Raw genomic sequence first — 12,973 nt, 5'->3', positions numbered from 1 at the left:
GGGGAAGAGGACGGGTGCCGTGGAGCGGGCGGAACGCTCCCGGTGATCTCATGATCGGCTCGGTCGGAAAGGCGGCCGAGTTTACCCAAGCGAGACGAAGGCTATGCGTAGGGCGGCCGAGTTTTCTTCCCCTAACGGGCTGAATTTTGTTGATCGTGGGTCCATCGAACGCCCGGGAGCCCTACGCTGCAAAGGGTGAACGTGTTGATGTCCCCAGAGTCCGAGGCCGACACTCCTGGTGAAGCCGCGCTGCCCGGCACCTTGCCGGACGCGCTGCGCGCGGAGCTCGTGGCCTTCCGCCGAGACCTGCACATGCACCCCGAACTGGGCAACCAGGAGTTCCGCACCACCGCCGCGATCAAGGAACGGCTGGAGCGGGCCGGTCTCAAGCCCCGCGTGCTGCCCATCGGCACCGGGCTCGTCTGCGACATCGGCACCGGCACCGACTCGGGACAGTGGTCCGGCGGGCCCCGCATGCTCGCCCTGCGGGCCGACATCGACGCCCTGCCCATCCCCGACACCAAGACCGAGTGCGCCTACCGCTCCCAGGTGCCGGACCGCGCCCACGCCTGCGGGCACGACGTGCACACCACCGTCGTCCTCGGCACCGGGCTGGTGCTGGCCGCCCTGCACGAGCGGGGCCTGCTGCCCCGGCCGGTGCGGCTGGTCTTCCAGCCGGCCGAGGAGGTGCTGCCCGGCGGCGCCGCCGACGCCATCGAGGGCGGCGCGCTCGACGGGGTGCGCCGCATCCTGGCCGTGCACTGCGACCCCCGGGTGGACGCCGGGAAGATCGGCCTCCGGGTCGGGCCCATCACCTCCGCCTGCGACCGGCTGGAGATCGCCCTGAACGGCCCCGGCGGCCACACCGCCCGCCCGCACCTCACCACCGACCTGGTCACCGCCGCCGCCCGCGTGGTCACCGACGTGCCCTCGCTCGTCGCCCGGCGCGTGGACAGCCGCAGCGGACTCGCGCTGACCTGGGGGCGGATCGAATCCGGCCACGCCCCGAACGTCATCCCGCAGCACGCCGAACTCGCCGGGACCGTGCGCTGCCTCGACCTCGACGCCTGGCGGCAGGCGCCCGACCTGGTGATGGGCGCCATCGACGAGATCGCCGGCCTGTACCGGGCCAAGTCCGAGATCACCTACGTCCGCGGCGTGCCCCCGGTCGTCAACGAGGTCACCAGCACCGAGCTGCTCCAGGCCGCCATGGTCGCCCGGCGCGGCACCGACGCCGTGGAGGGCACCGAGCAGAGCCTGGGCGGCGAGGACTTCTCCTGGTACCTGGAGCACGTGCCCGGCGCCATGGCCCGCCTCGGCGTCCGCCCGCCCGGCGAGCGCACCGTCCGCGACCTCCACCAGGGCGACTTCGACGTGGACGAGCACGCCATCACGGTCGGCGTGGAGATGTTCACCGCGGCGGCGCTGATCGACGCCGTGCAGTAGGCGTGGCGGAGAAAGTCCCGCTTCGATCCGGTCGTTAACAGGGCGGTAACCGGCCAGCGGCACGAATGGATAACGGCGCCGCGCAATCCCGTTCCCAGGAGGTTCTACGCGCGTTACTGTGCGCCGAACCGAGCACCCGCTGCGGGGCTTTGGAGAATGGGGAACTTCAGATGCGTCGGATATCGAGACTTACCGGTGTCGCGGTGGGGGTCGCGTCGCTCGCACTCGCCGCCACGGCCTGCGGCGGCACCAGCGGCGAGAGCGGTGACGACGGCGGTGACGACAAGGGCCTCGCCATCGCCTACGACGTCGGCGGCAAGGGCGACCAGTCCTTCAACGACGCCGCGTACGCCGGCTTGCAGCGGGCCCAGAAGGAGTACGGCTACAAGACCGCCGACATCGAGCCCACCGACGGCGAGACGGACGCCGACAAGGAACAGCGCCTGACCTCCCTGGCCAAGCAGGGCTACAACCCGGTGATCGGCGTCGGCTTCGCCTACGGCCCGGCGATGAAGGCCGTCGCCGCCAAGTACCCGGACACCACCTTCGGCATCGTCGACTCCGTGGTCGAGGGCAAGAACGTCGCCTCCCTCGTCTTCGCCGAGAACGAGGCCTCCTACCTGGCCGGCGTCGCCGCGGCCAAGGCCACCAAGGCCAAGACCGTCGGCTTCGTCGGCGGTGTGGACGTCCCGCTGATCCACAAGTTCGAGGCCGGGTTCGCGCAGGGCGTCAAGGACACCGACCCGAAGGTCAAGGTGCTCTCGCAGTACCTGACGCAGACCGCGGAGGAGGGCGGCTTCTCCAGCCCCGACAAGGGCAAGGCCGCCGCCGAGGGCCAGATCGAGAAGAAGGCCGACGTGGTGTACGCGGCGGCCGGTCTCTCCGGTCAGGGCGTGATCGAGGCCGCCGCGAAGGCGAAGATCTGGGCGATCGGCGTCGACTCCGACCAGTACAAGCAGGAAGCCCTCGCGGCCTACAAGGACTCCATCCTGACCTCCGCCCTCAAGGACATCAACGGCGCGGTCTTCGCCCTGGCCAAGTCCGTCGAGGACGACAAGCCGCTGACCGGCACCCACACCTTCGACCTGAAGTCCGACGGCGTGGGCCTGTCCGACAGCAACCCGAAGTTCGCCGAGGTCCCCGGCGCCAAGGAGGCCGTGGAGAAGGCCAAGGCGGGCATCGTGGACGGCTCCATCAAGGTCGCGACGGAGTAGCCGCGGCCGCCGTGACCCGCACGGCACGCCACCCGACGAAGCGGACGGGCGCCCCCGGGGCCCGTCCGCTTCCGCGCGCCGCGGCCCCCGCGCCGGGCGTCACCCTCCGCCACCCTCCGTCTGCGTCCGGCGAGCCCCGTACCCCCATACGCGTCACCTTGCTCACGGGCGCATAACAAGGTGGACAGAAGGGGTTTTCAGGCAGGTCTACGCGCGTTAATCTGCGGCGAAGCCAGCGCCGCAGCCGAACCGTCCCCGGCGCTTGTACGACAGGAGCACCAGACATGCGCCGGATTTCCCGGATCACGGTCGCAGGCGCAGCGACCGCCTCCCTGGCCCTCGCCCTCGCCGCCTGCGGTGGTACCTCGACCGACTCCGGTTCGGAGTCCAAGGGGGACAAGGGCCTCGCCATCGCGTACGACGTCGGCGGCAAGGGCGACCAGTCCTTCAACGACGCCGCGTACGCCGGTCTGGCGCAGGCCAAGAAGGAGTTCGGCTACGAGACGGCCGACGTCGAGCCCACCGACGGCGAGACCGACGCCGACAAGGAGCAGCGGCTGTCCTCGCTGGCGAAGCAGGGGTACAACCCGGTCGTCGGCATCGGCTACGCCTACGCCTCCGCCATGAAGAACGTCGCGGAGAAGTACCCGGACACCACCTTCGGCATCGTCGACGACGCCACGATCGAGGCGAAGAACGTCGCGGACCTGGTCTTCAACGAGCAGGAGGCGTCCTACCTCGCCGGTGTCGCCGCCGCCAAGAGCACCAAGACCCACACGGTCGGCTTCGTGGGCGGTGTGGACGTCCCGCTGATCCACAAGTTCCAGGCCGGCTACGAGCAGGGCGTCAAGGACACCGACCCGAAGGTCAAGGTCGTCTCGCAGTACCTCACGCAGACCGCGGAGGAGGGCGGCTTCTCCAGCCCCGACAAGGGCAAGACCGCCGCCGAGGGCCAGATCGAGAAGAAGGCGGACGTCGTGTACGCGGCGGCCGGTCTCTCCGGTCAGGGCGTGATCGAGGCCGCCGCCGCCAACAAGGTCTGGGCGATCGGCGTCGACTCCGACCAGTACAAGCAGGAAGCCCTCGCGAAGTACAAGGACTCCATCCTCACGTCGGCCACCAAGGACGTCGCCAAGGCGGTCTACCACCTTGCGAAGTCGGTCGAGGACGGCAAGCCGGAGACCGGTATCGTTCGGGGCGACCTGAAGTCCGGCGAGGTCGGTCTCTCGGACTCCAACCCGAAGTTCGCGGACGACGCCGAGCTCCAGGCAGCCATCACGTCGGCCAAGGAGAAGATCATCAGCGGCGAGATCAAGGTCAAGAGCAGCTGAACGGCTGAGCAGCACCAGCACCACCTCGAACAGCGTGCAACCGCGCCGGCCCGGCCGCACGGCGGGGTACGGGGAGAGCGTCCTCGCGTCGCCCTCCCCGTACCCCGTCGCGTCGATGTGCCGCCGCCGCTTTGAGATGCCGTAGGGGCGCTACGCGCGTAGACGGCCCCCGTCCCCAGGAGAGTGCGCCATCAACGCGTCCAGCAGCCCTCCGGCCGGAGCGGCGGTCAACGAACCGGTGACCGCCGTCGAACTCGCCGGGATCACCAAGCGTTTCCCCGGAGTCGTGGCCAACCACGACATCCACCTCACCGTCCGCAAGGGCACCGTCCACGCCCTCGTCGGCGAGAACGGCGCCGGCAAGTCGACGCTGATGAAGATCCTCTACGGCATGCAGAAGCCGGACGAGGGCACCATCGCGGTCGACGGCGAGAAGGTGACCTTCTCCTCGCCCGCCGACGCCATCGTGCGCGGCATCGGCATGGTCCACCAGCACTTCATGCTCGCCGACAACCTCACGGTCCTGGAGAACGTGGTCCTCGGCAGCGAGAAGCTGTACGGCATCGGAGCCAGGGCCCGCCGCAAGATCAAGGAGATCTCCGAGCGGTACGGCCTCGGCGTGCGCCCCGACGTCCTCGTCGAGGAGCTGGGCGTCGCCGCCCGCCAGCGGGTGGAGATCCTCAAGGTCCTCTACCGCGGCGCCCGCACGCTGATCCTCGACGAGCCCACGGCCGTCCTGGTGCCGCAGGAGGTGGACGCCCTCTTCGACAACCTGCGCGAGCTGAAGGCCGAGGGACTGTCCGTCATCTTCATCTCCCACAAGCTGGGCGAGGTCCTCTCGGTCGCCGACGAGATCACCGTCATCCGCCGCGGCACCACGGTCGGCACGGCCGTCCCCGCCGAGACCACGCCCCGCCAGCTCGCCGAGCTGATGGTCGGCAGCGAACTGCCCACGCCGGAGACCGCGGAGTCCACGGTCACCGACCGCGCGGTCCTCACCGTCGACGCGCTGCGCCTGGCGGCCCCCGGCGGCAAGGCCCTGCTGGACGACATCTCCTTCACCATCCACGCCGGTGAGGTGCTGGGCATCGCCGGTGTCGAGGGCAACGGCCAGACCGAGCTGGTCGACGCGCTCATCGGCCTGCGCCAGGCCGACTCCGGCAGCATCCGGTTCCTCGACGAGGACATCACCGCGCTGCCCACCCGCAAGCGCCGCGAGCGGGGCGTCGGCTACATCCCCGAGGACCGCCACCGCCACGGGCTGCTCCTGGAGGCCCCCCTCTGGGAGAACCGCATCCTCGGCCACGTCACCGAGAAGCCCAACAGCAAGGGCGTCTGGCTGGACCTCACGAGCGCCCAGCAGGACACCCGCCGCATCGTCGAGACGTACGACGTCCGCACCCCCGGCATCGACGTCACCGCCGCCTCGCTCTCCGGCGGCAACCAGCAGAAGCTGATCGTCGGCCGCGAGATGAGCCACAAGCCGCGCTTCCTCATCGCCGCCCACCCCACCCGTGGCGTGGACGTCGGAGCGCAGGCCGCGATCTGGGACCACATCCGCGAGGCCCGCCGCGAGGGCCTGGCCGTGCTGCTGATCTCCGCCGACCTGGACGAGCTGATCGGCCTGTCCGACACCCTGCGCGTGATCTACGACGGCAGGCTGGTCGCGGACGCCGACCCGGCCGGCATCACCCCCGAGGCGCTCGGCTCGGCGATGACCGGCGCCGCCTCCGGACACCTGGAAGACGAAGAGAGCCCCGAGACCCGGGCCGACGCGGCCGGCTCCCCGCAGTCCGCCGCGTCCCCCGAGTCTCCGGAAGACGAGGCCCGCTGATGAAGAAGTTCGACAAGGAGCGCGTGCTCCTCGCGGTGGCCGGACCGGTCATCGCGCTCGCCGTGGCCTTCGTGCTCAGCGCGATCGTCCTGATCGCCTCGGGCAAGAACCCGGTCGAACCGTTCGCCCTCATGTTCGAGCAGGCCGGATTCTCCGACATCCAGGTCCTGATCATCAACCAGGCGTCGATGTACTACATCGCGGCCCTGGCGGTGGCCATCGGCTTCCGGATGAACCTGTTCAACATCGGCGTCGACGGCCAGTACCAGCTCGCCGCCATGATGGCCGCGATCGTCGGCGCCCACGCCAGCCTGCCGGCCGGCCTCCAGGTGCCGCTGCTGCTCCTGACCGCCGTCCTCACCGGCGCCTTCTGGTCCGGCATCGCCGGTGTCCTGAAGATCACCCGGGGGGTCAGCGAGGTCGTCGCGACGATCATGCTCAACTCCATCGCCACCGCCGTCATCGGCTACCTGTGGCTGCCCGATGTCTTCGGCGTCAAGATCGGCAACAACAACACCACCGGCGAGATGCACGAGTCGGGCTGGATCCCCGGCATCGACATGGGCGCGGCCGGTGAGATCTACGGCCTGGTCATCCTCGCCGTCCTGCTCGGCATCGGCTACTGGCTGGTCCTCAACCGCACCCGCTTCGGCTTCGACCTGCGCGCCTCCGGCGCCTCCGAGTCCGCCGCCGCGGCCAGCGGTGTCGACCCCAAGCGCATGGTGCTCACCGCGATGCTCATCTCCGGCGGCCTCGCCGGTCTCGCGGGCCTGCCGATCCTGCTCGGCGACACCCACACCTACAGCCTCAACTTCCCCACCGGCATCGGCTTCCTCGGCATCGGCATCGCCCTGCTCGGCCGCAACAGCCCGGTCGGCATCGCCTTCGCCGCCCTGCTGTGGGCCTGGCTCGACAAGGCCAGCCCCGAGCTGGACTTCCACGGGTACGACAAGGAGATCGCGGTCATCATGCAGGGCCTGATCGTCCTCTCGGTCGTCGTCTCCTACGAGGCCGTCCGCGAGTGGGGCCTGCGCCGCCAGCAGCGCCGGGTCGGCGCGGAGCTGGCCGCCGGTCACGTCCTCGGCGCCACCGACAACTCGAAGAAGGAGGTGGCCGGCCGATGACCGCTCCGACCACAGCGACCGATGTCAACCAGCCGTCGCTGGAGCACGCACCACCGACCGGCCGCCGCATGTCGTGGCCCGTGCTGCTCCTGGTCATCGCCGGTGCCCTGGCGCTGACCTCGATCGTCCGCCTGATCACCGGCGCCAACGGCATCACCAACGTCAGCCAGATGTCCACCGCGCTCCAGCTCGCCGTGCCGATCGGCCTCGCCGGTCTCGGCGGCCTGTGGGCCGAGCGCGCGGGCGTCGTCAACATCGGCCTCGAGGGCATGATGATCCTCGGCACCTGGTTCGGTGCCTGGGCCGGCTTCCAGTGGGGCCCGTGGACCGGCGTCCTCGTCGGCATCGTCGGTGGCTGCCTCGGCGGCCTGCTGCACGCCATCGTGACCATCACCTTCAACGTCAACCACATCGTCTCCGGTGTGGCCATCAACATCCTCGCCCTCGGCGCCACCCGCTATCTGGCCCCGCTCGCCTTCGAGGGCCACCAGGGCGGCTCGGCCAAGCAGTCCCCGCCGGTCGACTCCCTCGGCCACTTCTCGATCCCGGGCCTGTCCGGCTGGCTGGAAAGCCTCAACGACCGGCACTGGTTCTTCGTCTCGGACATCGCGGGCCTGCTGGGCGGCCTGGTCACGAACGTCTCCTGGCTCACCCTGCTCGCGGTCGCCCTGGTCCCCGCCACCTGGTGGATCCTGTGGCGCACCCCGTTCGGCCTGCGGCTGCGCTCCTGCGGCGAGAACCCGATCGCCGCCGAGTCCCTCGGCGTCAACGTCTACAAGTACAAGTACCTCGCCGTGATCATCTCCGGCGGACTGGCCGGTCTCGGCGGCGTGTTCCTCTCCATCGTGGCCAACCCCTTCTACCTGGAGGGCCAGACCAGCGGCCGCGGCTACATCGGCCTCGCCGCGATGATCTTCGGCAACTGGATGCCGGGCGGCCTCGCCATCGGCGCCGGTCTCTTCGGCTACACCGACAGCCTCAACCTGCGCGGCGGCTCCGCCAACGTGCACGCCCTGCTGCTGCTCGGCGCGCTGCTGCTGGTCGCCGGCGCGATCTGGCTGGCGATCCGCAAGAAGTACGTCAAGGCCGCGATCACCTTCGTCGTCGGTGCCCTGGTCTTCGCCTGGTACGCCGGCACCAACGAGGTCCCCAACCAGGTCGTCTCCGCCACGCCGTACGTCGTCACCCTCGTCGTCCTCGCCCTGTCCGCGCAACGGCTGCGGATGCCCAAGGCCGACGGCATGCAGTACCGCAAGGGCCAGGGCAAGTGACCGGGGCCGACTGGGAGGACCTGCGCACGGCGGCCCGGGACGCCATGTCCCGGGCGTACGCCCCCTACTCCGGGTACGCCGTGGGCGCCGCCGCCCTGGTCGACGACGGCCGCACCGTCACCGGCTGCAACGTGGAGAACGCCAGCTACGGCATCGGCCTGTGCGCCGAGTGCGGTCTGGTCTCCCAGCTCCAGGTGACCGGCGGGGGGCGGCTGACGCACTTCGTCTGCGTCGACGGCGCGGGCGAGGTCCTCGTCCCCTGCGGCCGCTGCCGGCAGCTGCTGTACGAGTTCGGCGGCCCGGAGCTGCTCCTGGAGACCCCGGAGGGCGTTCTCCCGCTGTCCCGGATGCTCCCGCAGGCCTTCGGCCCCGACCACCTCACCAAGTAGTAACTCGCGTTAGGACAGCCAGACATGGCCATGGACGTCATCTCCGTCATCCGCACCAAGCGGGACCGCGGCGAACTCAGCGACGAGCAGATCGACTGGGTCATCGACGCCTACACGCGCGGCGAGGTGGCCGACGAGCAGATGTCCTCGCTCGCGATGGCGATCCTGCTCAACGGCATGAACCGCGGCGAGATCGCCCGCTGGACGGCCGCGATGATCGCCTCGGGCGAGCGCATGGACTTCTCGTCCCTGTCCCGCCCGACCGCCGACAAGCACTCCACCGGCGGCGTCGGCGACAAGATCACCCTGCCGCTCGCGCCCCTGGTGGCGGCGTGCGGCGCGGCCGTCCCGCAGCTCTCCGGCCGCGGCCTCGGCCACACCGGCGGCACGCTGGACAAGCTGGAGTCGATCCCCGGCTGGCGCGCCCTGCTCTCCAACGAGGAGATGCTGGACGTCCTGGACACCACCGGCGCGGTGATCTGCGCGGCGGGCGACGGCCTGGCGCCCGCCGACAAGAAGCTGTACGCGCTGCGCGACGTCACCGGCACGGTCGAGGCGATCCCGCTGATCGCCTCCTCCATCATGTCGAAGAAGATCGCGGAGGGCACCGGCTCGCTGGTCCTGGACGTGAAGGTGGGCTCCGGCGCCTTCATGAAGACCATCGAGGACGCGCGGGAGCTGGCGTCCACGATGGTCGGCCTCGGCACCGACCACGGCGTGAAGACGGTCGCGCTGCTCACCGACATGGCCACCCCCCTCGGCCGCACCGCGGGCAACGCCCTGGAGGTCCGCGAGTCGGTCGAGGTGCTGGCCGGCGGCGGCCCCGCCGACGTGGTCGAGCTGACCCTCGCCCTGGCCCGCGAGATGCTCGACGCGGCGGGCCTGAAGGACGCCGACCCGGCGAAGGCCCTGGCCGACGGCTCCGCGATGGACGTCTGGCGCCGCATGATCGCGGCCCAGGGCGGCGACCCGGACGCGGAGCTGCCCACGTCGAAGGAACAGCACGTGGTGAAGGCCGCCTCCTCGGGCGTCCTGACCCGCCTCGACGCCTACGACATCGGCGTCGCCGCCTGGCGCCTGGGCGCGGGCCGCGCCCGCAAGGAGGACCCGGTGCAGGCCGCCGCCGGCGTGGAACTCCACGCCAAGCCCGGCGACACGGTCACCGCGGGCCAGCCCCTCCTCACCCTCCACACGGACACCCCGGACCGCTTCGAGTACGCGCTCGCGGCGGTGGAGGGCTCCTACGACGTGTCCCCGGCCGGCACGGCCTTCACCGCCTCCCCGGTGGTGCGGGAACGTATCGCCTGACCTGCGCCCGCGGCCGGAGGCCGCTGATGTCACAGCCCATTCGGGTGAACGGGACCGGTGGACCTGTGCCGGTCCCGTTCGGCATGTTGACTGCCCGCATGCGGGAATTCGAGGGCGACTACCTCCTGGCCGACAACGCCTGGGACGAAGTCGTCTGGGTCTGGCGCCGGACGGAGGCACCCAAAGGCTGCAAGGTGGAGATCGTCGAAGGGCTGATCACGGTCGCGCCGCTTCCCTCCGTCGCGCACAACCTCGCCGCCGGACACGTACAGCGACGCCTCTACGACGTGATCCCGGACGAGTGGGGCATCTACCAGTGGCTGCCTCTGGCCGTACCGGCCAGACTCGGCCTCTACGCACCGGACCTCGCCGTGGTGGCGAGTGCGGCGCTGCGTGCCGGGGACGAACAGCTCATCCCCGCCGCCAGGGCCGAACTGGTCGGGGAGGTCACCTCCAGGGCCACGGCGGCCAACGACCGGACCCACAAACGCGCGGGCTACGCGGAAGCAGGCGTCCCGCTGTACCTCCTCGTCGACGGCCTGGCCCCGGGCGGCCCGACGGTCACCCTCTACGGTGAACCCGAGGACGGGACCTACCACGTGCTGCACAGCGGGAGCGTCGGTACCGCGGTCACGTTGCCGGAGCCCTTCGGCTGCACCCTGGAGATCGCCTGGTCGCCGGCCCGGTGACTCACCCCAACACCGCCGCCACCCCCACCAGCACCGGCACCGAAACCACCGTCGACACCAGGATCGCGTCGCGCGCCAAGCGCTCGCCCACCCCGTAGGTCGACGCGTACGTGTACAGGTTCTGCGCGGCGGGCAGCGCCGACGTCACCACCACGTCGAGCAGTTGGGCGCCCCGCAGACCGAAGACCCCCGACGCCAGCGCCCAGGCCACCGCGGGCTGCCCCACCGCCTTCAGCGCGACGGCGAGCAGGACCGGCCGCCGTTCCACGCCCCGCAGCGGCATCGTGGAGCCGCACAGGCCGATGCCGAAGGCCAGCAGCACCGCCGGGACCGACATGTTGCCGATCAGCGTCACCGGGTCCAGCACCGCGTCCGGGACCCGAAGGCCGCTCGCGGCGACCGCGACCCCGGCGAGCGAACCCAGCGCGATCGGATTGCGCAGCGGCGTCAGCAGCCGTCGCCCCAGCGTGCCCTCGGCGCCCCCGCGCGACAGGTCCAGGATCGTCACCGCGACCGGCGTCACCAGCACCAGCTGGAACAGCAGCACCGGCGCCACCAGCGAGGCGTCGCCCAGTACGTACACGGCGATCGGGATGCCGAGGTTGCCGGAGTTGACGTAGCCGGAGCAGAGCGCGCCGATCGTCGTACGGCCCACACCCCAGCCGCGTACGACGCCCACCGCGACGAACGCACCGGCCACCGCCACCGTGGACAGGGCCGTCACCAGGAGCCGGGCGGAGAAGACCACCGACAGGTCGGCCGTCGCCAGCGTGGTGAACAGCAGGGCGGGGGAGGCCACGTGGAAGGCGAGCTTGGTCAGCACCTCGCGGCCCTGCGGGCCCAGGTGGCCGCGCAGGCCGAGCACATAGCCCACCCCGATCACCACCGCGATGACCGCGAACCCGGTCAGCACCCCCTGCACGTCGCCCCCTCCCGGACACGGACGCGGACACCGGGCGACGCGGAGGCGGGAGGGGGTATGTGGGGCATACAGCGAACCCTCTGTCGGAGGGCACGCGCAGGTCAATGTGATCCACGACGGGGCCGGCACCGATGAGTTCCGCCGGCCGGCCGGGTCTACCGCACGTGGACGCCGTGACACCCGCCGTACTCGTGCTGCCGGGGCCCGTCTCTCGAGGGGAGACGCCCCGGTTCTGCGACGAGGTGCGCGCGCTGCTGGAAACCACCCGGGCCGGGGTGGTCGTCTGCGACGTCGGCGGTCTCGGACCGCCGGGGCTCGCCGTCGTCGACCTGCTGGCCCGGCTGGAACTCACCGCCCGGCGGGCCGGGGGCCGGATACGGCTGCGCGACCCCGATCCGGCCCTGCACGCCCTACTGGACCTCGTCGGCCTCCGCTTCGAGACGGAGCGGCAGGTCGAACAGCGGGAACCACCGCTTGGTGTCGAGGAAGCAGTGGAACCCGGTGATGCGGCCGTCTGAGATCTCCAGTACCTGGACCGCCCACGGCGCGAAGCCACCCGCCTCCGGGTCCGGCTTGTAGTGCGCGAAGGCCGGCAGCCCGTTGGCCTGGACCGGCAGCAGCCGGGAACCGGCGCACGCGGCGCCGAGCGTCGCCATGAAGCCGGTGATGTCCGACGGACCGGCCAGCCACAGGTCGAACGGCGGCATCGTCATCACCGCGTCCTCGTGCAGCAGCGCCGTCAGCGCCGTCATGTCGTAGCCCTCGAAGGCCGCGACATAGCGCTCCAGGAGCTTCTGCTGCTCCTCGTCCAGCGGGTCCGACACCGCCGCGTCGGCCCCCCGGTCCTCCCGCTCGGCGAGCGTCGCGCGGGCGCGCTGGAGGGCGCTGTTGACCGAGGCGACCGACGTGCCGAGCAGCTCGGCGACCTCGCTCGCCCGCCACGCCAGCACCTCGCGCAGGATCAGCACCGCCCGCTGCTTGGGCGGCAGCTGCTGGAGGGCGGCCATGAAGGCGAGCCGCACGGACTCCTTGGCGACCGCGGCCTCGGCCGGGTCCGCGGTCTGCGGCAGCACACGGGCGTCCGGCATCGGCTCCAGCCAGGTGTGGTCGGGGCGGGGGGACAGGGCGGCCTGGGCGAGCGGCGTCGCCTCCGTCAGGTCCATCGGACGCGCCCGCTTGTTGCCCGCGGTCAGCATGTCCAGGCAGACGTTGGTCGCGATCCGGTACAGCCACGAGCGCAGGCTGGAGCGGCCCTCGAACTTGTCGTAGCTCCGCCAGGCGCGGACCAGCGTGTCCTGCACGGCGTCCTCGGCCTCGAAGGAGGAACCGAGCATCCGGTAGCAGTACCCCGTCAGCTCGGGCCGGTGCTTCTCCAGCGCGGAGTCCAGCTCCGTCGTCACGGTGCCGTTGGTCATCGTCCACCCACCCCTGTGGCGTCCCGTCGT

General features: G+C 71.0%; 12 protein-coding genes. 10 read left to right on the top strand and 2 right to left on the bottom strand.

Annotated elements, in window-relative coordinates; all coding sequences use genetic code 11:
• Positions 1-207 precede the first annotated feature (207 nt).
• The 9 genes from ACIRGB_RS02545 to ACIRGB_RS02505 all read left to right on the top strand — a co-directional run bounded on the left by ACIRGB_RS02545 (position 208) and on the right by ACIRGB_RS02505 (position 10,606).
• Positions 208-1,446 carry a M20 family metallopeptidase gene (locus tag ACIRGB_RS02545; protein ID WP_403857901.1) on the top strand — a complete coding sequence of 413 codons (1,239 nt, stop codon included), beginning with the start codon at positions 208-210 and terminating at the stop codon, positions 1,444-1,446.
• A 170-nt stretch (positions 1,447-1,616) separates the two neighbouring features.
• Positions 1,617-2,660 carry a BMP family protein gene (locus ACIRGB_RS02540; protein WP_403857899.1) on the top strand — a complete coding sequence of 348 codons (1,044 nt, stop codon included), beginning with the start codon at positions 1,617-1,619 and terminating at the stop codon, positions 2,658-2,660.
• A 284-nt stretch (positions 2,661-2,944) separates the two neighbouring features.
• Positions 2,945-3,991, top strand: coding sequence for a BMP family protein (locus ACIRGB_RS02535; protein WP_403857897.1), 1,047 nt, complete (start codon positions 2,945-2,947; stop codon positions 3,989-3,991).
• Between the two features lie 238 nt (positions 3,992-4,229).
• On the top strand, positions 4,230-5,825 hold the full coding sequence (locus ACIRGB_RS02530) for an ABC transporter ATP-binding protein (RefSeq protein ID WP_403857895.1): 1,596 nt from the start codon (positions 4,230-4,232) through the stop codon (positions 5,823-5,825).
• Complete coding sequence (locus ACIRGB_RS02525) at positions 5,825-6,949, top strand: ABC transporter permease (protein ID WP_104634004.1); 1,125 nt, start codon at positions 5,825-5,827, stop codon at positions 6,947-6,949. Before ACIRGB_RS02530 ends, ACIRGB_RS02525 begins: the two co-directional genes overlap by 1 nt.
• Complete coding sequence (locus ACIRGB_RS02520) at positions 6,946-8,220, top strand: ABC transporter permease (protein WP_403857893.1); 1,275 nt, start codon at positions 6,946-6,948, stop codon at positions 8,218-8,220. The genes ACIRGB_RS02525 and ACIRGB_RS02520 overlap by 4 nt, the downstream gene beginning before the upstream one ends.
• A complete protein-coding gene (locus tag ACIRGB_RS02515; protein ID WP_403857891.1) occupies positions 8,217-8,609 on the top strand; it encodes a cytidine deaminase in 393 nt (130 codons plus the stop codon). Before ACIRGB_RS02520 ends, ACIRGB_RS02515 begins: the two co-directional genes overlap by 4 nt.
• Before the next feature lie 30 nt (positions 8,610-8,639).
• Entirely contained in the window at positions 8,640-9,917 is a 1,278-nt protein-coding gene (locus tag ACIRGB_RS02510) for a thymidine phosphorylase (protein ID WP_403858189.1), read from the top strand.
• Positions 9,918-10,015: 98 nt separating this feature from the next.
• Positions 10,016-10,606, top strand: coding sequence for a Uma2 family endonuclease (locus ACIRGB_RS02505; RefSeq protein ID WP_403857889.1), 591 nt, complete (start codon positions 10,016-10,018; stop codon positions 10,604-10,606).
• A gap of 1 nt (position 10,607) precedes the next feature.
• Here the strand turns inward: ACIRGB_RS02505 and ACIRGB_RS02500 are convergent, their stop codons facing one another.
• Positions 10,608-11,528, bottom strand: a complete 921-nt coding sequence (locus tag ACIRGB_RS02500; protein ID WP_403857887.1) for an AEC family transporter — start codon at positions 11,526-11,528, stop codon at positions 10,608-10,610.
• 131 nt (positions 11,529-11,659) lie between these two features.
• On the opposite strand from ACIRGB_RS02500, the gene ACIRGB_RS02495 reads away from it, so the two are divergent.
• Positions 11,660-12,046 (top strand): STAS domain-containing protein, encoded by a 387-nt coding sequence (locus tag ACIRGB_RS02495; RefSeq protein ID WP_104634009.1) that lies wholly within the window; start codon positions 11,660-11,662, stop codon positions 12,044-12,046.
• On the opposite strand, the gene ACIRGB_RS02490 is transcribed toward ACIRGB_RS02495, so the two are convergent.
• Positions 11,939-12,943, bottom strand: a complete 1,005-nt coding sequence (locus tag ACIRGB_RS02490) for a sigma-70 family RNA polymerase sigma factor (protein WP_403857885.1) — start codon at positions 12,941-12,943, stop codon at positions 11,939-11,941. The two genes, ACIRGB_RS02495 and ACIRGB_RS02490, sit on opposite strands and share 108 nt — an antisense overlap.
• Positions 12,944-12,973 lie beyond the last annotated feature (30 nt).

This window comes from Streptomyces sp. NPDC102490 (assembly GCF_044765285.1).
Lineage (GTDB): Bacteria > Actinomycetota > Actinomycetes > Streptomycetales > Streptomycetaceae > Streptomyces.
The sequence above is the reverse complement of the archived record's forward strand: the minus strand, read 5'-3'. Positions and strand labels throughout refer to the sequence as shown.